At 53.9% G+C, this 20,697-nt stretch carries 18 protein-coding genes; 2 read left to right on the forward strand and 16 right to left on the reverse strand.

The features are described from left to right. Positions 1-113: 113 nt before the first annotated feature. From WJU16_RS06985 to WJU16_RS07030, 10 genes are all read right to left on the reverse strand, one after another. Positions 114-524 (reverse strand): septal ring lytic transglycosylase RlpA family protein, encoded by a 411-nt coding sequence (locus WJU16_RS06985; protein WP_341837607.1) that lies wholly within the window; start codon positions 522-524, stop codon positions 114-116. A 122-nt stretch (positions 525-646) separates the two neighbouring features. Continuing rightward, a complete protein-coding gene (locus tag WJU16_RS06990) occupies positions 647-1,690 on the reverse strand; it encodes a cytochrome c peroxidase (RefSeq protein ID WP_341837608.1) in 1,044 nt (347 codons plus the stop codon). After that, a complete protein-coding gene (locus WJU16_RS06995) occupies positions 1,687-2,433 on the reverse strand; it encodes an MbnP family protein (RefSeq protein WP_341837609.1) in 747 nt (248 codons plus the stop codon). Before WJU16_RS06995 ends, WJU16_RS06990 begins: the two co-directional genes overlap by 4 nt. Positions 2,434-2,524: 91 nt before the next feature. Further along, entirely contained in the window at positions 2,525-3,823 is a 1,299-nt protein-coding gene (gene fucP, locus WJU16_RS07000; RefSeq protein ID WP_341837610.1) for an L-fucose:H+ symporter permease, read from the reverse strand. A 37-nt stretch (positions 3,824-3,860) separates the two neighbouring features. Beyond that, on the reverse strand, positions 3,861-4,643 hold the full coding sequence (locus WJU16_RS07005; protein WP_341837611.1) for an SDR family oxidoreductase: 783 nt from the start codon (positions 4,641-4,643) through the stop codon (positions 3,861-3,863). A gap of 15 nt (positions 4,644-4,658) precedes the next feature. After that, on the reverse strand, positions 4,659-5,489 hold the full coding sequence (locus WJU16_RS07010; protein ID WP_341837612.1) for an amidohydrolase family protein: 831 nt from the start codon (positions 5,487-5,489) through the stop codon (positions 4,659-4,661). A 30-nt stretch (positions 5,490-5,519) separates the two neighbouring features. Next, entirely contained in the window at positions 5,520-5,849 is a 330-nt protein-coding gene (locus WJU16_RS07015; protein WP_298707835.1) for an L-rhamnose mutarotase, read from the reverse strand. 4 nt (positions 5,850-5,853) lie between these two features. After that, on the reverse strand, positions 5,854-6,708 hold the full coding sequence (locus WJU16_RS07020) for a fumarylacetoacetate hydrolase family protein (protein ID WP_341837613.1): 855 nt from the start codon (positions 6,706-6,708) through the stop codon (positions 5,854-5,856). A 9-nt stretch (positions 6,709-6,717) separates the two neighbouring features. After that, positions 6,718-7,464 carry a hypothetical protein gene (locus tag WJU16_RS07025; RefSeq protein WP_341837614.1) on the reverse strand — a complete coding sequence of 249 codons (747 nt, stop codon included), beginning with the start codon at positions 7,462-7,464 and terminating at the stop codon, positions 6,718-6,720. A gap of 3 nt (positions 7,465-7,467) precedes the next feature. Further along, on the reverse strand, positions 7,468-8,250 hold the full coding sequence (locus WJU16_RS07030; protein ID WP_341837615.1) for a glucose 1-dehydrogenase: 783 nt from the start codon (positions 8,248-8,250) through the stop codon (positions 7,468-7,470). A 115-nt stretch (positions 8,251-8,365) separates the two neighbouring features. Between WJU16_RS07030 and WJU16_RS07035 the strand changes: the two genes are divergently transcribed. Both WJU16_RS07035 and WJU16_RS07040 read left to right on the forward strand, forming a co-directional pair. Next, complete coding sequence (locus WJU16_RS07035; protein ID WP_341837616.1) at positions 8,366-9,040, forward strand: M15 family metallopeptidase; 675 nt, start codon at positions 8,366-8,368, stop codon at positions 9,038-9,040. A 44-nt stretch (positions 9,041-9,084) separates the two neighbouring features. Continuing rightward, complete coding sequence (locus tag WJU16_RS07040) at positions 9,085-9,918, forward strand: DUF1080 domain-containing protein (protein WP_341837617.1); 834 nt, start codon at positions 9,085-9,087, stop codon at positions 9,916-9,918. 122 nt (positions 9,919-10,040) lie between these two features. Here WJU16_RS07040 and WJU16_RS07045 read toward each other — a convergent pair whose 3' ends face one another. The 6 genes from WJU16_RS07045 to leuC all read right to left on the reverse strand — a co-directional run bounded on the left by WJU16_RS07045 (position 10,041) and on the right by leuC (position 20,455). Further along, on the reverse strand, positions 10,041-11,729 hold the full coding sequence (locus tag WJU16_RS07045; protein ID WP_341837618.1) for a RagB/SusD family nutrient uptake outer membrane protein: 1,689 nt from the start codon (positions 11,727-11,729) through the stop codon (positions 10,041-10,043). Positions 11,730-11,748: 19 nt separating this feature from the next. Further along, positions 11,749-14,733, reverse strand: a complete 2,985-nt coding sequence (locus tag WJU16_RS07050; RefSeq protein WP_341837619.1) for a SusC/RagA family TonB-linked outer membrane protein — start codon at positions 14,731-14,733, stop codon at positions 11,749-11,751. A 1,088-nt stretch (positions 14,734-15,821) separates the two neighbouring features. Further along, on the reverse strand, positions 15,822-17,327 hold the full coding sequence (locus WJU16_RS07055) for a 2-isopropylmalate synthase (RefSeq protein WP_341837620.1): 1,506 nt from the start codon (positions 17,325-17,327) through the stop codon (positions 15,822-15,824). A 21-nt stretch (positions 17,328-17,348) separates the two neighbouring features. Then, positions 17,349-18,422, reverse strand: a complete 1,074-nt coding sequence (leuB, locus tag WJU16_RS07060) for a 3-isopropylmalate dehydrogenase (RefSeq protein ID WP_404980337.1) — start codon at positions 18,420-18,422, stop codon at positions 17,349-17,351. A gap of 14 nt (positions 18,423-18,436) precedes the next feature. Continuing rightward, positions 18,437-19,036 carry a 3-isopropylmalate dehydratase small subunit gene (leuD, locus tag WJU16_RS07065; protein WP_341837622.1) on the reverse strand — a complete coding sequence of 200 codons (600 nt, stop codon included), beginning with the start codon at positions 19,034-19,036 and terminating at the stop codon, positions 18,437-18,439. 21 nt (positions 19,037-19,057) lie between these two features. Beyond that, positions 19,058-20,455: a 3-isopropylmalate dehydratase large subunit gene (gene leuC, locus WJU16_RS07070; protein WP_341837623.1), complete on the reverse strand. Its 1,398-nt coding sequence runs from the start codon at positions 20,453-20,455 to the stop codon at positions 19,058-19,060. Between the last annotated feature and the right edge of the window lie 242 nt (positions 20,456-20,697).

The raw sequence follows: 20,697 nt of genomic DNA on the forward strand, positions 1-20,697 counted from the left end.
AAAAATACCGGCCTTAGCGCCGGTATTTTTTTTGCAAACGTGTGAGGTTTTTTTGCGGGTTACAACAGACGACGGTTCGGGTGCACGTTTGCGGGTTTTCCAACAACAAGCTTTTAAGATGGGTTCATGGCCAGGTCCAGGATGGGAAGACTATTGACGAATTCTTTCGTTACCACTTCCACCTTAACCTTTGTCAGTCCCCAGTGAATAAAACCTAGTTTTTTGGCCGCGGCCTGCGTGAGGTCCACGATGCGGCGATTGGCTGCATGCAGCCGGTCGGTGACGCGCACCACTACCCAACGGTTGTTCCGGAGATTGGTGACCTTTATGAGGGTCCCCAGCGGAAGGGTATTGTGGGCGGCCGTCATTCCGTTATTATCAAAAATCTCCCCGCTGGCCGTTTTCCGCCCATGAAACTTCTGGGCGTAGTAACTGGCCGTTCCCGTGCTCGTTTTCAACTGCGCCTTCGCAGGGGCAATCCCCGCCATCACCGGCAACAGCAGCAAAAGAGCATGCTTCAACACTTTTTTTAATATATTTTTTTGCATGACGCCTGGAATTGGCAAAATTCCTGCCAAAAACCGTTATTAAGACCGATAAGAAATGTTAAAACCGGGGCTAAAAATTCCTACTTCCTACTAACCATTTAATTATCAATTAAGATTTCGCTTAACGCTTTATTATTGATAAACGTGTGATCTGTTAGGGTTGTGAGGAAGAGGTACAACTGCCGTTGTTCTTCCGTGCTTAAAGGTATGCCATTTTTCACAATCGGATCGATGGTGGGCGTTTGTTCGATGCCTTTGCTGTAATGCTCAAAAACCTTGAAAATGTCGTAAAAACGGCCGTCGTGCATATAGGGTGGGCTTTTGATGATATTCCGGAGGGAAGGAACGCGGAATTTGAGGAGATCGTCGGAACTGTTGGTGATACGCATCCGGCCCGCGTCGTTGAGGAATTCGTTCCAGGGCAGGCCGTTGTTTCGGAAACTGCCGTCGGTAAACAGCGGCTCTTTGTGGCAGGCGGCGCACTTCGCCTGGAAGATCGCGTAGCCGCCGGCTTCGTCCGCGGTAAACTGGGCTTTCTTGTTGAAAACACTGTCGTATTTCGAGTTGAATGAGTTCATCGTGACCATAAACTGCGACAGCGCGCGGAAGAGCTTCTGGCTGTTGATTTCGCCCGGTCCGAAGGCGCCGTCGAACAGCGAGCGGTATTTTTTATCTGCATTGAGACGGTCGATGAGGCGCTGGAGGTCCTCTCCCATTTCGCTTTCATCCGTAATGGGCGTGAGCGGCTGGACATCGAGATGGTTCACGCCGCCATCCCACATGAAATCTTTCTGCCAGATGAGGTTGAAGAGGGAGGGAACGGAGCGTATGCCATTGCGGTTGTCGATCCCGTGGCTGAGTGAATGGTCGAAATGCGCGAATGCGGCAAACTGTTGATGGCAGAACCCGCAGGAGATCGAGCTGTCGCGCGAGAGACGGGGATCGTAAAAAAGCCGCCGGCCAAGAGCGACGCCTTCCACCGTTGTAGGGTTTTGTGCGAAGTCGTATACCGGCGCGGGAAAATTAGCGGGCAGCTCCACCTGGTATGGCGTGGGCGTTGCCGGGCGGGCATCTCCCCCGGATTTGCGGCAGGCCCAGAAAAGCGCCAGCACAAAACAGGTATATACGACATATTGCTTCACAGGTCGGTGACGTTCGTTATGCGGAACATATTTTTATAATTCTCCGAGATTTTCCACGCGGCTTCGCCGGGCGCATGAATGGTGGCGGATGTAGCGAAGGATACGGGGTTCGGCTGTCCGAACATCGCGTTCGCATCCACGGCAAAAGTGACGGCGGGCTCGCGGTCGGGGCCCACGGTGATGGAAATCGGCGTCTGGATCCGGATATCCTGCACGGCGTTGTATTGCCCTTTGAACCCTCCGATGTGGAAAGTAAGCATGTGATTGGCGGCGGCGGACAAGGGCGAGGCGCCTTCCATCTTCACCATAATATACCCGCTGTTCCAGCTCCAGAACATGCCCAGCACGGGGTCCAGCGCGTCTGTTTGCGCACCGCTGACGTTGCGGGTGCTATCCACCCCCAGTTTAAACCCGATCGCGCGGTACTCGCCTTGCGGTGCGAGCAGGAGAATGGATTTGGAATCCGTCTTGCTTTCATCGACGAGGTGGTAGGAAGCCGGGAGCGCCTGGACGGAATTATCCATCTTCACGAGATAAACATTGCTGATATAGTACTTGAATGTGGAAATGGTAAAGTCTTCGGCGGAGGGGTTCTTATACACCGTAGCCCCCAATTTGAGTGCTGCCGTTCCTATTTTATGATCAAAATTCAGCCGGAAATTCCCCTCTTTTTTCGGAATGATATCCTTTTTGCAGGCGATGCAAAAGACCAGGCACGTGAAAAGGAGATTGCAAGGTTTCATGGGGAAAGCGGTATTTATCTAAGTTACACAAAAAAACGCTGCAAAACCGGGTGGCCTTGCAGCGTTGAGCTTATATCCTTAGATCTGTAAATCAGGCAGTTCTGCCAAGCTTATACCCTTTAGTGGCAAACCAAAGCACTACCACGAAGCATACTGCGGGAACGAGGTAAGCCATCTGGATGCTGGTGGCATCGGAAATAAGCCCCATCAGCGGCGGGAAGATGGCGCCGCCCACGATGGACATAACCAGTAACGACGAACCCAGTTTGGTATGTCCTCCCTCCAATCCTTCCAGCCCCAGCGAGAAAATCGTGGGGAACATAATGGACATGAAGAAAGGAACGGCCAGCACCGCATAGATGGCTACGTCACCGGAAGCAGTCATTGCGATGGTCACAAGAATAACGTTGATGAGCGCGTAAACAGCCAGCAGCGATTGGGGTTTTACATACCGCATAAGGAATGTTCCTACAAAGCGTCCAATCATAAAGCCCAGGCCGGCTACCGCTCCCAACAGGAAGCCTGCATCTTTTTCAGGCATGTTGCCGGCGAACTTGGCGAAGCGAATGAAAAATGCACTCACCCCGATTTGTGCGCCCACATAAAAGAACTGTGTGATGATGGAAGCGATCAGGTGTTTGTGTTTGAAAATGCTGCCTTCCTTCTGACGGTTAGCGTCTTCGGCATTTTCTTCCTTGATATCCGGCAGTTTGGTAAAAATAAACAACACGGCAACGAGGATCACCACGATACCGATAATCATATACGGTACTTTCACGGTTGCAGCCTCTGATGCAAGATACTGTTGCAATTCCGCTGCAGGCATAGCTTTCAGCTGTTCTTCAGAATGCTCGGTGCCGGAAAGGATAAACTGCGCACCGATGATCGGCGCAATAAAGGCGCCCATCCCGTTAAAGCATTGCGCAAGGTTCAGCCGCAACGTTGCAGTCTCCGGTTTCCCGAGAATCGTAACGTAAGGATTGGCAGCCGTTTCCAGGAAAGTAAGCCCGGAAGCGATGACGAACAACGCAACGAGAAAAAAGGAATATTGGCCGGAATTCGCTGCGGGAATGAACAGGAAGGCTCCTGCCGCATACAGGATCAACCCCAGGATGATGCCGGATTTAAACCCGAACCGCTTCATGAAATAACCTGCCGGCAAAGCAAGCAGGAAGTAAGCGAGGAACACGGCAGAGTCGATGAACGAAGACTGCGTATCCGTGAGCATACAAGCCTTTTTCAGGTGCGGAATCAGGATCGGGCTCAGATTATGCACGAGTGCCCAAAGGAAAAAAAGGCTGGTAACGAGGATGAAAGGGAATAAATACCCCGACGTCTTGTTACCCGAAGATGCGGTCGTGTATTGTGTGGTGGTGGCGCCTCCTGCCATAGTGTTGATTGTTTAAGGTGATATTATAACGATGGAATCAGCTGATCGATCTGTCGAGGTGCGTGTAACCGCCGTCAACATAAATGATCTGCCCGGTGGTATGCGAAGATTTATCGCTCAGCAGGAAAACCGACATGCTGGCGATTTCTTCTGAAGTGGTCATTCTTTTTTCCAGGGGGATTTTCGACACGATGGAAGCCAGTTTGGCTTTCGGGTCGGGTAGGGAATTGATCCAGGTTTCGTACAGCGGCGTCCATACTTCCGCGGGGTTCACGGTGTTCACGCGAACGGAGTGCGGCAGCAGTTCCACGGCCCATTCGCGCGTCAGCGCATTGATGGCGCCTTTGGATGCAGCATAGCCGGAGGTGTTCCCCTGCCCCGTTTCCGCTACCTTCGAACCGATGTTGAGGATAGCACCTTTGGCGGCTTTGAGGTAAGGCAGCGCGAAATGCGCGAGATTGTAGTAATGGGAAAGATTGTTTTGCAGCGAGGCCATGAATCGCTCAGGGCTTCCGCTTTCGAGCCCAACACCGTCGTTGGCGCCGGCATTGTTCACCAGTCCGTCGATACGGCCAAATTCCTTCACCGTAGTATCGATCACGTGTTTGCAATCTTCCACTTTCCCCAGCTCCGCGCGGATGGCCAATGCCTTGCCGCCGGCCTTGCGGATGGCGTCCACGGCTTTGTTATTGTCCGCTTCGCTTCTTCCGGCGATCACTGCAATGCCGCCTTCCTGCGCGATCAGCTCTGCAATGGCTGCGCCGATACCTTTGGCGCCGCCCGTCACGATCACTACTTTATCCTGTAACCCGAGATTCATGTGTGGTTGAAATTTTTAAGAGATGTTATAAAATGCCGCCGCGTTGCCGCCCATGATGCGGGATTTTTCCGTGTCAGACAAGCTGCCGATGAAATTATCCACGATGGCTTTTTGCCGGGTGTAATCGGCCGCCAGCAGGCAAACGGGCCAGTCGGAGCCGTACATGAGGCGCCCCGGCCCGAAGGCTTCCAGCACCGTATCGAGGTACGGCCGGAAGTCGGCTTCTTTCCAGTTTTGCAGATCCGCTTCCGTTACCATGCCGCTCAGTTTGCAATGCACATGCGGCATCCGCGCGATGCGGCGGATCTGTTTGGTCCAGTCGCCTATTTCTTTCTTTTTGATGTAAGGCTTGGCCAGATGATCGATCACCAGCGGCTGCTCCGGGTGTTTTTCCACGAACTGCTCCACGGCGGGCAGCTGATGGGGGTACACGAGGATGTCGTAAGTCAAACCATGTTTTTTCAGCGCGGCGATGCCGTTATTGAAATCTTCGCGCAACAAAAACTTATCATCTGGTTCGCCCTGTACGATATGACGAAACCCCTTCACCAGCGGCTGCTCCGCCCAATACGCGAGCCTTTCGGCCACATCCGGCGAGCGCAGATCCACCCATCCCACCACCGCTTTCACAAAATCGTTGCCCTGCGCACATTCCAGCAGGAACTGCGTTTCAGCTTCCGACTGGTCAGCCTGAACAGCCACACAGCCATCGATGCCCGCGGCTTTGAGAAGGGGCGCCAGGTCGGCGGGGAGGAAATCGCGGCGGATGATATTCATCTCTTCCGTGATCCAGGCGTCGCGAACGGGGTCGAAACGCCAGAAGTGCTGGTGTGCATCAATTGTCATAACGTTGCTGGTTACGTGGTTGTATCAGTCCTACAGCGAAAATACCTTGTCCATCATCACCCACTTTTCGCCGGGTTTGGCGACGGGAATGGCCTCCTGGTATTTCCACATCAGCGTTTCCCATTCCTGCACCTTCGCGTTGGCCGCATCCATGGCGGCTTTCCGCTCGAAAGAAAAATCCGGGCCTACTTCCATGATCATGAACATCCGGTTGCCCGCGCGGTAAATTTCGCAGGCTTCCACACCCGCACCGCGGATGCTGTCCAGGATTTCCGGCCAAACGGCGCGGTGGTACGCTTCATATTCTGCAATCAGCGCCGGATCATTTTTCAGATCCAGCGCCAGACAATATCTTTTCATATCACTATTTTTTCCAGGCCTCCGCCGTTTGTTTGGAAGTTCCCAGCCCGTCGATACCCAGTTCAATCACGTCGCCGGCCTTCAGGTAAATTTGGGGGTTGAAGCCCAGACCTACGCCAGCGGGCGTACCGGTGGAGATTACGTCGCCCGGGAGCAGGGTCATAAACTGGCTCAGGTAGGAAACGATGAATGGAATTTTGAAGATGAGGTTGGACGTGTTGCCATCCTGCATGGTTTTGCCGTTAACGGTCAGCCACAGTCGCAGGTTGTCCACATCCTTGATCTCGTCTTTGGTAGCCAGCCAGGGGCCGAGTGGCGCAAAGGTGTCGTTGGACTTCCCTTTCACCCATTGCCCGTTTCTTTCCAGCTGGAATTCGCGCTCGCTGTAATCGTTGTGCAGCGCGTAGCCGGCCACATAATCCAGCGCTTCGCTTTCTTCCACATAGCTGGCTTTTTTGCCGATTATTACGGCCAGTTCTACTTCCCAGTCCGTTTTCACACTATTGCGGGGGATCACGAGGTTGTCGTTCGGGCCAACCAGTGAGGAGGTGGATTTAAAGAATACGATGGGCTCTTTCGGGATGGCGGCGCCGGTTTCTTTTGCGTGGTCGGCGTAGTTGAGTCCGATACAGATGATTTTGGAAGGGCGCTGTACACAGGAACCCAGTCGGGTACCGGCCGGCACCTGCGGACAGGTTGCACTGTTGGCAGTCCACCAGGATTGCAAACGGGCCAGTCCGTCGGTTTCAAAAAAGCGCTCTCCGAAATCTTCTCCGAAGGCAGACACGTCAAACATACCGTTGTCGGTAACAACACCCGGTTTCTCTTCACCCGGCAATCCGAACCTGATTAATTTCATATCCTTAGATTATTTAACTGTTTTGATTTGTTTGTACCCGATCCGGCCGTTCATGACCTTCACTTCGTAAATATCTTCCGTTTCGCCGTCTTCCATTTCCAGGCCGACTACGCAATGGTCTTCCGCCACGGCCATGATGTAAGGTTTAGTACCGGCGGGCGTGGGCAGTTCCACTTCCCTCCTGACGCCGCCGAATTCCATGTAGACGCCTACTTTCTCGGGCGTGGCGTTGCGGAGGTCCACGACGAATTCTGCGATGATCTGTCCCGATTGGATGGATTTGGCGTAGCGCGTTACTTTTTCGAAGTTGCGGATGGCGTCGCCGAGGCCCATATCCTTCTCTATGTAATTATAGATCCGCTCCGGGGGCGACGGCACCCAGAGTATGCGGAGCGAATTACCGTCCTGCTTACCGTGATAGTAGCGCGTGTCGCGGTTGGGCTTGATGAAGCCGATCCAGACGCTGTTGGGCGCGTCCCAGAGGACTTTGTACAGCGAGGTGTCCGCCAGGTTTTGCATGAGCGGGAGGTCGTTGAAGGATTTTTCGTACTTCAGCGAGTCTACCGTCCAGAAGAATGTCACTTTCGAAGTGTCTTTTTCACGGCCCTCGATGTTGACCCGGAGGGTGCCTGCGGGTGTGGCGGGCGTCACGGGCCCTTCGCCTTCATGGTAGTTTTTGCGGGCTTTTTCTTCGGCGCCGGGGCCTGCGCAGGCCGCCAGCATCACGAGCATCAGCCCGGGGATGGATTTGTACATGGATTAGTTGTTCAGTTTGATAAAGCCCCCGTCGATCGGGTAGTCGCAACCGGTGATAAAACCGGCCTCGTCGGAGCAAAGATACAACGCGAGATGGGCTACTTCAACCGGTTTTGCCATGCGGCCGATGGGCTGCGTTTTGGAAAGCTTCTCAAACATTTCGGCTTCCCTGCCGGGATAGTTTTTGGCGATGAAGCCATCCACAAATGGGGTATGCACGCGCGCGGGCGAAATGCAGTTCACGCGGATGCCGGCGGCGAGGTAATCTTTGGCGGTGGAAAGGGTCATGGTGAGCACGGCGCCTTTGCTCATGGAATAAGCGAAGCGGTCGGGGATGCCCACGCTCGACGCGATGGACGCGATGTTGAGGATAACGCCGCCGCCCTGGGACTTCATTTGTCCAATCACGGCGTACATGCAATTGTATGTTCCTTTTACGTTGACGTTGAAGACGCGGTCGAAATCCGCTTCGGCGGTGTTTTCGAGGTTGCCGACGTGCGCGATGCCGGCGCAGTTTACGAGGATATCGAGCTTCCCGGCGGAGGCGGCGATGTGGTTCATTACGCTCACCACGGCGTCCTGGTCGGCTACGTTGACCGCATGCACGAGGGCTTTGCCGCCTTCAGCAACGATCTCGTCGGCCGTTACCTTGCCGGCAGCTTCATTCAACTCCAATACGTGCACCGTGGCGCCCGCCTGCGCAAACGCCTTCGCCACAGCCTGGCCGATACCGCTTCCGGCACCGGTTACCACGGCCGTTTTTCCATCTAGTCGGAACAAACTCATCTTTCTGTAATTTTAAGGGTTCTAAAATACCTCAATTTGAACCAGTATTACAATTCTTTTTTAGCCTCATTCTATACAATCTTGACTATTTTTAGGCCCATCTAAATCGATACTCGTGAAAAATCTATTCATCCTATGCTTTTTATGCTTATCCCTGGATGCATCTTCGCAAACGGTTCCGCCGAATAAATACGGCCTCGCCGTGGTGGGCGACACGGCATTATATCGCCAGCTGGTCAAAACCGACCCGGCGCAGGAGCTGGTGAGGGTCACGGATATTCCGATTGACGTGAAGTATGCGACAGACAGCAATTTCACCAAAACCACGCTCTACCCCTACCCGGCCGTTTTCCTGCGGCGCCCTGTGTACGAAGCGCTCCTGCAACTGCAGGAATTCCTCGCACCGATGGGCCTCAGTCTCAAAATCTACGACGGCTACCGCCCCTACCGCGTCACCGAAAAGATGTGGGAAGTGGTGCCCGACGAACGCTATGCCGCCGATCCCAGGAAAGGCTCGGGGCACAACCGCGGCGCGGCCGTCGATCTCACCATCATCTACGCCAAATCCGGCAAGGAACTGGAAATGCCTACTCCGTACGACGACTTCACCGAGAAAGCCCACCACAACGCCGCCAACGTTACACCTGAAGCCGCCGAAAACCGGGCGCTGCTCCGCACCCTCATGGAAGCCCACGGATTCGTTGCGCTCGAAACGGAATGGTGGCACTACGCCCTCAAAGGCGCCGCCCGCTTTCCGCTCATGGATATCTCATTTGAGGACCTGCAATAATTTTTATAGTTTAACAGCCTAATTTATTACACCATATGATACGTATGATAAGATCGACCCTCGCATTAACGCTCGCCCTCGCACTCGGCAGCACCAGCTGTTCCGCCCAGAAAAGCGGATGGATCAAGCTGTTTAACGGAAAAGACCTCAAGGACTGGGATATCAAAATCACCGGCCACGCCCTCAACGACAACAACGGCAATACTTTCCGCGTGCAGGACGGCACCCTCGCCGTGTCTTACGAAAACTACGCAGCCTTCAACGAACAGTACGGGCACATCTTCCATAAAAAGAAATTCTCCGCTTACCTGCTGGTGATGGAATACCGTTTCGTGGGCGACCAGGTGAAAGGCGGCCCCGGCTGGGCTACCCGCAACTCCGGCGCCATGATCCATTCCCAATCGGCGGCTTCAATGGGCAAAGACCAGGACTTCCCCATTTCCATCGAAGTGCAGCTGCTCGGCGGCCTCGGCAACGGGCGCCGCACCACGGCCAATCTCTGCACGCCCGGCACCAACGTGGTGATGAACGACAAACTCATCACGGCGCATTGCGTGGATTCCAAAAGCGAAACCTATGACGGCGACCGTTGGGTGAGAGCTGAAGTGCTCGTGCTGGGCGACTCCATCGTGAAACACATCGTGGAAGGCGATACCGTGCTGACTTACTATAAACCCCAGATCGGCGGTGGCAACGTTTCCAACGCGGATCCCAAAATCAAGCAGGACGGCAAGCTCCTTTCCGAAGGCTACATCGCCCTGCAAAGCGAAAGCCACCCCGTACAATACCGCAAGGTGGAGCTGTTCGACCTCGCGCCGTACATGAAAGACAAAAAGAAACTCGACAAGAAGCTGGCGGAACTGCAAAAACGCAAATAACCCGGTTAACGATAAAAACGAAAATCCCGGCTGGCTTGCGCTGGCCGGGATTTTTTCATGTCTGTTCCAAAAAAGCCCCCGGACGAACCGGAGGGTTTTTGGTTTTTCAATGTTCCTCTTTCCTATTCGTATCCATTCGGTTTGAGATTCGGGTTGGTGTTCATCGCTCTTCTGGGAATGGGGAATACGCTGCGGTCTTTGGCGTCCAGGGGTTTATCCCACCATTCTGCTCCGAACCGGTCCCAGCGCACGAGGTCCGTGCGGCGGTGGCGTTCTCCCAGGAATTCCCTTCCCAGTTCGATTACGAATTCGTCGTCCGTAAGCTTTGCCAGATTGGTCACGTAGCTGTTGGCGGGCCATGCAGCATCCGTGAAATTGCGCCTGCGCACGGCATCGAGGAGCGTGGCTGCTTCAGCTTTGGCGCCGGCGCGGTATCTGCATTCTGCCAGAGAATAGTAAATTTCCGCCAGGCGGATTTCGGGAGCTGAGTTGAACTGGAAGAATCCCTGCGACATGGGCAACCACGGGAATTTCATGAGCCGTACGCCAGAGTTTTCTTCGCCGGTCAGCACCTGCGAGCCCTCGCCCCAGCGGCCACCTGGTTTTTCAGAGAACCGGGCCACCTGATCAACATATGCCAGGGGTTTTCCTTTATATTCCTCCGTTCCAACAATCGGCTTGGTACTGTCGAACCCTACGCCGCCGGGAACATACGCGTATTGCTGCCCGATCAGGAAGAAGCCTTCATAAGTGGCATTCCGGGAAGTGGTTCGGAAGGGTTGCCTGCGTTTGTCTCCCTCCGGGAAGCGCTCGTACGGCATGCCCAGTTTATAGGTATACAGCGCGCCGTCAGGGTTGCGCGAAGGTGTGAGGTGGATACCGTTCCAGCCACCCCAGTCATTGTCGAGGGAATAGCGGGCCTGGTAGTGCATCGTGGCGTTGTACATCCATCCGAATTCATAAATGTTCTTAGCATGGGGGAATTCGAAGATGTTCTCCGGGGAACGGTAACTGTTGATACCGGAACGGAAAGGTCCGCGGTAATCTGTATCGATCGTATAAGTGCCGTATTTCCCATCGATGATGTCCCGCGCAATGGCAGCACATTCCGCGAATTTCGCCGTTCCCGTCCATTTTTCAGCATTGAGATATAGGCGCACGAGCAACGCTGCCGCACCACCCTGGTCCCAACGGCCAACACGTGTATTTTTCGGAAGACTGGGGATCGATTCCTTCAGTTCCTTTTCGATAAACGCGAAAACTTCCGCCGGGGATGATGCAGGCACCACTTCCTGCGGGGTATTGTAAAGCGGTACGGAACGGAACATATCGATCAGGAACAGATAGTACCAGGCGCGGAGCGTCCGCAGCTCGGCAATGTTATGCGCCTTGTCAGCATCCGTTAAGCCCAATGCGGGATAATTCTGTTTTTCCAGGTCCTTCATGATGAGTACGCATTGCGAGATGCCCTGATACGGACCAGACCAGGCACCATAAACGCGGTTATCGTCTGCATTCCAGTTATGGTGGTGCAGCCGCTGCCAATCGCCGCCGTCATAACCGTGGATGCCTTTCTGCGTCCAGACGAAATTGTCCGCCGTGAGCTCCTGGAGCAACCAGCGGTCGCCGTCCCATCCGCACCAGTGGCCATGTTCATATGGGCGTACCACCGCCGCGATCACTGAATTTTTATCCTGGTAGTATGTGTTGCCGTCCATGATGCTGTACGGGACCTCGTCGAGGTTCGTGCAGGAGCTGGCGGAAAATATGGAGAGCAGCAATAAACCGCTTATCTGATGTTTAAATTTCATGATGAATGCTTTTACGAGGTTAGAAACTTACCTGGGCGCCGAATGTGAAAGAGCGGGTTACCGGATAGAGGCTCAAATCGCCATAGCCCGGCGTGAGACCTGTAACACCGATTGAGGTGGGGTCCAGACCGGAGTATTTTGTGGTGGTAAACACATTCCGTACGCTGCCGTACAAGCGGAGGTTACTCACCAGTTTCGATTGCAGCTTCGGTGACCATCCCAGTGTAATGTTCTCCAGCCTGAAATAGTCGCCGTCTTCCAGGAAGTAGTCGGTTATCAGTTTGGAGGATTTGATGTGGCCGTTGCGGGTGTACGCATCCTTTAACAGGTTGATGCCCTGTTCCGCCTGCAAACCGTAATACATCTGATATAAGTTGAGTATCTGGTAATCGAAGCGGCCACGGAAATAGAGGCTGAGGTCAAAGGATTTGTACGCGAGTGAATTCCCCCACGAAAGCTCATACCGGGGTGCACCATGACCGATATAGGTCCTGTCGCGGTTGGCGTTTGCCTGTTGGAAGCTGATGGCTTCTTTTCCAACCTGGCCGTCTTTCCACACCATGATTTGCCCGTCGTCGTTTACCCCTGCATATTTATAACCATAGAAACTCCCGATTTCCGTACCGGGATCCAGGCGGTAAGCTGGTCCGGGGTTACCTGGCGACGGCAGGTCCTGCAAGTACCGGTGCGTACCTTTAAACTCTTCGTTGGAGAATGTGATGAGTTTGGTTTTAATATAGGAAGTAGTAATGTTTGTCGTGTAGGAGAAATCATTCGTCTTCACCGCTTCCCAATTCAATGCAAGTTCGATGCCTTTGGAGCTGGTGGTTCCCACGTTCACGAACATTTGATCGTGCGGGTATGCGCCCACGGGCACGTCGTAATTGCCCAGGATGTCTTTGCTGCGGCGGTCGAATACGTCGAGGTTACCGGAAAGGCGGTTATTGAACAAGGCGAAATCAAGACCAATGTTATAAGCGATTGCACGCTCCCAGGCGAGATTCGGGTTGTAGTTGTTGCCGGGCCCGTAAACCGTGATCCATTGGCCCTGGTCATTCTGGTACTTTCCATACCCTGTATACCGGAACAGTGCGGAATAACGTGCGAAACCGGACCGGCCGGTTACCCCGTAGGAAGCCCTCAGCTTCAGATCATCGATCACGCGGCTATCTTTCAGTGCCGGCAGGTTAGCGATGCGCCATGCCGCAGATACCGCCGGGAACATCCCCCATTTATTATCGCGCCCGAACTTGGAACTGCCCTCGTAGCGTAACGATGCGGTGAGGAAGTAGGTATCGTCGAAGTTATAATTGACACGGCCGAGGAATGCGATAAGTTGCTCCTTTTCTTTGCCGGACCCCATGCCCAGGCGACCTGCTTCCAGGTTCCAAAGACCCGCGCCGAGATTGTTGTACCCGAAGGCGTCGCTCGGGAAATTCATATTCTCCGCGTTGAATTGCTGGTAGTTGAACTCCTGGTAAGAGTAGCCGCCCATGGCGCTGATATCGTGTTTCCCGATGCTGGTATTGTAGTTGCCCAGCCATTCGAGGGTATAATCCGTCCATTTCTCGGTTTGGAGCCTTGCTCTGCCGGTGCGGTTATTGGAGATGGATTCGGGCGCTTTGGAATTGTAATATTCCCTGCGGAGTTTATCCTGTCCCTGGCGGGCGAGTTTCAGTTCCGTGCTGAAATTTTTCAGGATGTGAAATTTCGCGTTGAGATCCACGATGGAATAATTAACATCTGCACCGTTTTCGCGGGTGAGCAGGTCGGCAACGGGATTGTAGGTATCGTAACCAGCCAGGAAGTTATACTTCGTGGGCTCGTCCGGGTCCATGATGGGAATTGTGGGATTCAGTTTGGCAGCCTGATTGAAAGCGCCGTAGTTGGTGTATTCCTCTTTAACGAAGCGCTGCGAAACGTTGCCGGAGAACTCCAACCGGCCGTCTATCGCCTTCTGCTGGAAGTTGGCGCGATAACCGTATTCTTTGCGATCAGAAGCAATATCAATCCCTTCCTTGGTGCGATAGTTCCCGGACAGGCGAAACACGGTGTTTTCGTTACCGCCCGACACAGTGAGGAACTGGTTAGTGCCGATGTTCCCTGTGTTAAGCAGTTCATCGTACCAGTTGGTGCGCGCGCCCTGGTCGGTGCCCCGGCTGCGTTCCAGGTATTCATCCGCCGTGAGGATATCAGGTTTCGCGGCCACGGCATCGTGTTCGAGGTAGCTGTCATACGTCAGGGTTACCTTTCCGCTTTTCCCCTTCTTGGTTTCGATGAGGATGACGCCATTGGCGCCGCGGGATCCGTAGATAGCCGCCGCGGCAGCATCCTTGAGAACGGTGTAAGATGCGATGTCCTGCTGCATGATATTGCGGAGATCGCCGTTGGGCATGCCGTCGATAACGATAAGCGGTGATGTTCCGGCGCCGAGGGAACCCGCGCCGCGCACCTGTACGTCTGCTCCCCTGTTAGGGTCTGAAACGGCGACGTTGGAAACGGTTACGCCCGCGATTTTACCATCGATCTGTTGCAGGGGCGAGTTGAAGCCGCCTTGCACGAAATCTTTACTGGTGACGGTGGTTACGGCGCTGGTGAGGTTGCGTTTGGCGACGGTTCCGTAGCCGACTACCACTACGTCTGTCAGTGTTTTTTTGGACAGGAGGAGCACGATGTTGATATCGGACTTGCCTGCCACGGGAATTTCCTGTTGTTCGTACCCGATGAAGGAGACGTTGAGGAGGGCGTTGTCGTTGGGGACGGTGAGTTTAAATTTCCCGTCGGCGTCGCTGACGGTACCGGTGGTGGTTCCTTTGATTTGGATGGTGACGCCTGCGAGGGAGACGCCGGAGTCGTCTTTCACGGAGCCGGTGATGTTCCGGGATTGCGCGAGTGCCTGCATGCAGGCCAGCAGCACAATCGGCACGGCTAACCAGAACGCTTTGCTAAATCGATTTTGCAAAACGACCCGGAAAGCCCGTGGAGGGAGGGTGGATGTTTTCATGTTTTTGATATTTTTTAGGATTGAGGAACGACAGTCCCGGTCCAAAACCGGTGGTCGGCTTTAGATGTGGCGTTGTATCTGTATACTGGTTTTACTATGTTACGTGCAACTTCGCAAACTGCCCCTGATGCCCCAGGCATATCCCATTTCCATACCCTCCACGATCCTGCGAACCGACCCCGCTCCCATTGGCACAAAAGCCTGGAACACAACCGGTATAAACCTCCGGAAGCGGCAACTAAATCGATTTTGCAAAATCACCCAAAAAACCCGCGTGGGGAAGGCGGATGTTTTCATGTGTTGATGTTTTTTAAATTGAGCAACGTTTTTCCCGACTGATACCACAGGCGGCACCAGCATTGGCATCGGAAAATATATACCTGTCTTTTTTTACCTGAATCTTAACCGGAAATGACGGCGTTGCGGCCTGGCGAAAGCCCGTGAAGTGTCAAATTCAGTCATACGTGGGTCGATTAATTTTGGTTTCATAATTCAATTCGTCCGTGGTTTTTTCGTTCACTGCCGACATTTTTTTTACTTAGATATGGCGTTGGCGGCGGGTAACATCCGTGTTCAGCGATGGTTCTTATTTTACAATTTCACTGTTAAAAATTCCTTCGTAAACCGTCTGGCCAACAAGATAAGAAGAACGTTACTTAAGTCCAAATAAAATTTTTCCCATCCCGTGCAAAACGGCCACTGCAAGATGAATGCAGCAAAAAGCAGGCCGGAATCCCCCTCTTCCTCCTCCCAAAATCATGATAACTAAAATATACCGTATTTCAATCCAACGATTGGGTTGCGCCAGGCTAATCACCCGCTGCCGCATCAGCCAACGGCCATTCCGCCCTATTGTTTTTTACTCAAGCCGCCGCACTGACTGCGTAATTTCCGGACCCCGTAAAAAATACCACCCTTCCGGAAAGCCGGCACCGGCAATTCCAATTTCATCGCGCTGCACCTGCAGCGGCTACGTCACGCATACGTTGCTGGCGCCCGGCTCCTGCTTCAAAACTATTCCTAATCGCATATAAAACAGGAAAGGCCGCACGATGGCGGCCTCTCACTAATAATATGATGTGTAACGATTAGTAGATCTTGTTCAGCGCATCTACATATGCATGTACGCTCGCATTCACGATATCGGTGGAATAACCGAAACCGTAATAAGACTTGCCGTCCTTATGCACGCGCATGTTCACCTTGCTCACATCTTCACTGCCGCCGTGCATCGCCTGGATGCTGAACTCGTCGATCGTGATCTCGTCGTTGATGATATTGGAAATGGCGTTGATGGTCGCGTTCACCGGACCATTGCCCGCCGCGCTCGCCTCCTTCTCTTCACCGTTCACGCGGAGCTTCACCGTGGCCATCGGGCGCAGGGGATCGCCGCAAACCACCTGCAACAGCGTCACCTTGATGGCTTTGTCGTCGTAGTGATTGGCGGTGCCGTCGCCCATGAGCACCAGCAGGTCGTGATCATTGATTTCCTTCTTGCTGTCGGCCATTTCCAGGAAACGGGCATACACTTCGTCGAGGTTGATCTTGTCGATCTTGTAACCCAGCCTTTCGAGGTGGTGCTTCAACGCATGGCGGCCGCTGCGTGCGGTGAGGATGATGGCGTTGGAAGACAGGCCGATATCTTCGGGATCAAGGATCTCGTAGTTTTCACGGTGCTTCAGGACGCCGTCCTGGTGGATGCCGGAACTATGTGCAAACGCGTTGCGGCCCACGATCGCCTTGTTCGGCTGTACGGGCATGCGCATCATGTTCGACACGAGGTTGCTGATTTCGTAAATCCGCTTGCTGTTAATGCCTGTTGTATACCCCAGCGCATGGTGCGTCTTAAGGATCATTGCCACTTCTTCGAGGGAAGTGTTGCCCGCGCGCTCGCCGATGCCGTTGATGGTACATTCCACCTGGCGCGCACCGTTCATCACGCCGGCGATGGTATTGGCCGTAGCCAGGCCGAGGTCGTTATGGCAATGTACGGAAATGATCGCCTTGTCGATGTTTTTCACATGGTCGACGAGGTACTTGATCTTGGCGCCATATTGTTCGGGCAGGCAATACCCGTTTGTATCCGGGATGTTCACCACGGTGGCGCCTGCGGCGATCACTGCTTCGATCATGCGGGCGAGGTATTCATTGTCTGCGCGTCCTGCATCTTCTGCATAAAACTCAACATCGTCCACGAACTTGCGGGCGTATTTCACGGCGCTCACCGCTCTTTCGAGGATGGCTTCGCGGGTGGAGTTGAATTTATATTTGATGTGCATGTCGGATGCGCCGATGCCGGTGTGGATACGCCCGCGCTTGGCGAACTCCAGCGCAGAGGCTGCGGCGTCGATGTCGGCGGTGTTGGCGCGCGTGAGAGCGCAGATGATAGGTTCGGAAACCGCTTTGGAGATCTCCACCACGCTCTGGAAATCGCCAGGGCTGGAGATCGGGAAGCCGGCTTCGATCACGTCTACGCCGAGGGCCTCCAGTTCTTTTGCTACGATAATTTTCTCCACGGTGGTCAGCTGACAGCCGGGCACTTGCTCGCCGTCGCGCAGCGTGGTGTCAAATACGTATACTCTATTTTTATCCATGATAATATAGTAAACAGTTGATTAGTTAAGGTTTTTCAGCACCTGCGCCCCCATAGCGTCGGTTCCCAGCAGGAAGTCGTTGGGGGTATGCTTGTTAGCGATGTCCATCGTGCGGTAGCCCTGCTTCAGCGTGGCGTCCACCGCGCGGATCACGCGCTGGGATTCTTCCTTCAAACCGAAAGAAATATCCAGCAGCAACGCGGCCGACAGGATGGAAGCCAGCGGGTTGGCGATGCCTTTGCCGGCGATGTCGTGCGCGGAACCGTGGATCGGCTCGTAGAACCCTACGCGGTCGCCCACCGAGGCAGACGCTAGCATCCCCATCGATCCGGCGATCTGCGAAGCCTCGTCCGTCAGGATGTCGCCGAACAGGTTGCCGGTCACCACCACGTCGAAGCGCTTGGGATCCTTGATCAGCTGCATGGCGGCATTGTCGATGAACATATGCTCGGTTTCCACATCCGGGTAATCTTTCGCGATTTCCTGCACTACTTCCCTCCACAGGCGGGAAGCCTCCAGCACGTTGGCTTTATCCACGGAGCAGAGTTTCTTGCGGCGGGTGCGCGCGGCTTCGAAAGCCTTGCGGGCAATACGCTCCACTTCATATTTATGGTAGATCATGAGATCCGAAGCGGTGGCGCGGTCTTCGCTGCGTTGCTTCTCCCCGAAATACACATCGCCGGTCAGCTCACGGAAAAACAGGATATCGGCCCCCTGGAGGATTTCCGGCTTGATGCTGGAAGCCTGCAAAAGGTCGTCGAACAGTTTGATGGGGCGAAGGTTGGCGTACAATCCCAGTTCCTTGCGGATCTTGAGCAATCCCTGCTCCGGGCGCACCTTCGCGGAAGGGTCGTTATCGTATTTGGCATGACCGATGGCGCCGAAAAGGATCGCGTCTGATGCGCGGGCCTTGTCCAGCGTTTCGGCGGGCAGCGGGTCGCCGGTAGCCTCGATGGCTACGTGACCCATGATCCCTTCGTCAAAAGTGAATGTATGTTTGTAATTCGCCGCGATCACTTCCAGCACTTTCTTCCCCCAAGCGGTTACTTCCTGTCCGATCCCGTCGCCGGGTATTACCAGTATTTTCTTAGCGATGCCCATAGATTTTTTTAGAAATTAAAAGGTCTTGTTGTTTCGTATGCTTCGATCTCGCCGCGGAGACTGAGGAGATAGTCGATATCGTCGTACCCGTTCAGCAGGCACGTTTTTTTGTAAGCATTGATGTCAAAATTTTCCTTCTCCCCCGTTGCCTTGATTTCAATGAATTGTTCTTCCAGGTTCACTTCGATGGCGGCGGAAGGCACTTTTTCAACGGCACGGAAAATCTTTTGCAGAAAATCCTCGCTCACCTGCACGGGAAGGATGAAGTTGTTGAGGGCGTTGTTTTTGAAAATGTCGGCAAAGAAGCTGCTCACCACTACTTTGAAACCGTAGTCGCCGAGAGCCCAGGCGGCATGCTCGCGGGAGGAGCCGCAGCCGAAGTTCTTGCCAGCCACCAGCACCTTGCCTTTGTACGTGTCGTTGTTGAGCACGAATCCGGCTTTGGGCTGGTTGTTTTCATCAAAACGCCAGTCGCGGAAAAGGTTTTCTCCAAAACCATCGCGGGTGGTCGCTTTGAGGAAGCGGGCCGGGATGATTTGGTCCGTATCGATGTTTTCTATGGGTAAGGGTACCACGGAGGATACCAGGTTTGCGAATTTTTTGTCCATGTTGATGGTCTGTTTCGGGAATTAAATCATGGCGCGTACATCGGCCACTTTACCGGTGATGGCGGCTGCGGCCGCGGTGAGCGGACTAGCCAGGAAGGTCCGGGCGTTGGGGCCCTGGCGGCCTTCGAAGTTGCGGTTGGAAGTGGCGATGCAATATTTACCTGCCGGGATTTTGTCTTCGTTCATGGCCAGGCAGGCGGAACAACCGGGTTGCCGTAGCTGGAAGCCTGCTTCTTCGAATATTTTGTCGATGCCTTCCGCGATGGCCTGGGATTCCACTTGTTTGGAGCCGGGCACGATCCATACGGTGACGTCATCGGATTTCTTTTTGCCTTTCACGAATTCGGCCACCATGCGGAGGTCTTCGATGCGGCTGTTGGTGCAGCTGCCGATGAAGACGTAATCCACTTTTTTGCCGAGGAGCTGGCTGCCGGGCTGGAGATCCATGTACTGGAGGGATTTGGAGAAAGAAAGCTGTTCCTTTTCCTCGATATCCGCCAGCGCCGGGATGTTGCCGGTAACGCCCATGCCCATGCCGGGATTGGTGCCATAGGTGATCTGCGGTTCGATGTCGGCTGCGTCGAAAGTCAGTTCCGCGTCAAAAACGGCGTCTGCATCGGTCTGGAGGGTTTTCCAGTAAGCGAGGGATTGCTCCCAATCTTCGCCTTTCGGTGCAAACTCACGGCCTTTGATGTATTCGAAAGTAATGTCGTCCGGCGCGATGAGGCCGCCACGGGCGCCCATTTCGATGGACATATTACAGATCGTCATGCGCGCCTCCATGCTGAGGCTCCGGATGGCTTCGCCGGCGTATTCCACGAAATAGCCGGTGCCGCCCGCGGCGGTGATCTGCGAAATGATATAGAGAATGATGTCTTTGGACACCACGCCTTTTTTCAGCTGCCCGTTCACCGTGATGCGCATGCGCTTCGGCTTGTATTGGAGGATGCACTGGGTGGCCAGCACCTGTTCCACTTCGGACGTACCGATCCCGAAGGCTACGGCGCCGAAAGCGCCATGTGTGGATGTATGAGAGTCGCCGCACACGATCGTCATCCCCGGTAGGGTGATACCCAGTTCCGGTCCGATAACGTGCACGATCCCCTGGTAGGGGTGCCCCAGGCCGTAAAGCTCCACACCGAATTCGGCGGTGTTGGCCGTGAGCATTTCCACCTGCTTGCGGCTCAGCGCTTCCTTGATGGGAAGGTGCTGGTCGAGGGTGGGAACGTTATGGTCGGCCGTGGCCCGCGTCTTGGCCGGCCTGAAAACCGGTACCCCGCGCTTCCGCAGGCCGTCGAACGCCTGGGGGCTCGTTACCTCGTGAATGAAATGCGTGTTGATATACACCGCGTCCGGATGGCCGGACCGGCTCGCCACTATATGGCTATCCCAAATTTTGTCGAATAATGTTTTCCCCATGCTTATTTGACTTTATAAAACCCGGAATCGATACATGCAATTTATTACTGATATATTAAATCCTCTGTATCAATTTGCATTTTCCTTCAATCCCGTATATTTGCTTTTCCTGTCATTTTACACCTTCAAATCTAATTGACACTTTTAAACCTCAGTTCGTTAAATTTGTCAATATTACGATTCGCAACTGTCGCCTGAGGCCATTAACTTATTGAAAGTCAATTTTTTATAATCAGATAACA

The sequence above is a fragment of the Chitinophaga pollutisoli genome (genome assembly GCF_038396755.1).
Classification (GTDB): Bacteria; Bacteroidota; Bacteroidia; order Chitinophagales; family Chitinophagaceae; genus Chitinophaga; species Chitinophaga pollutisoli.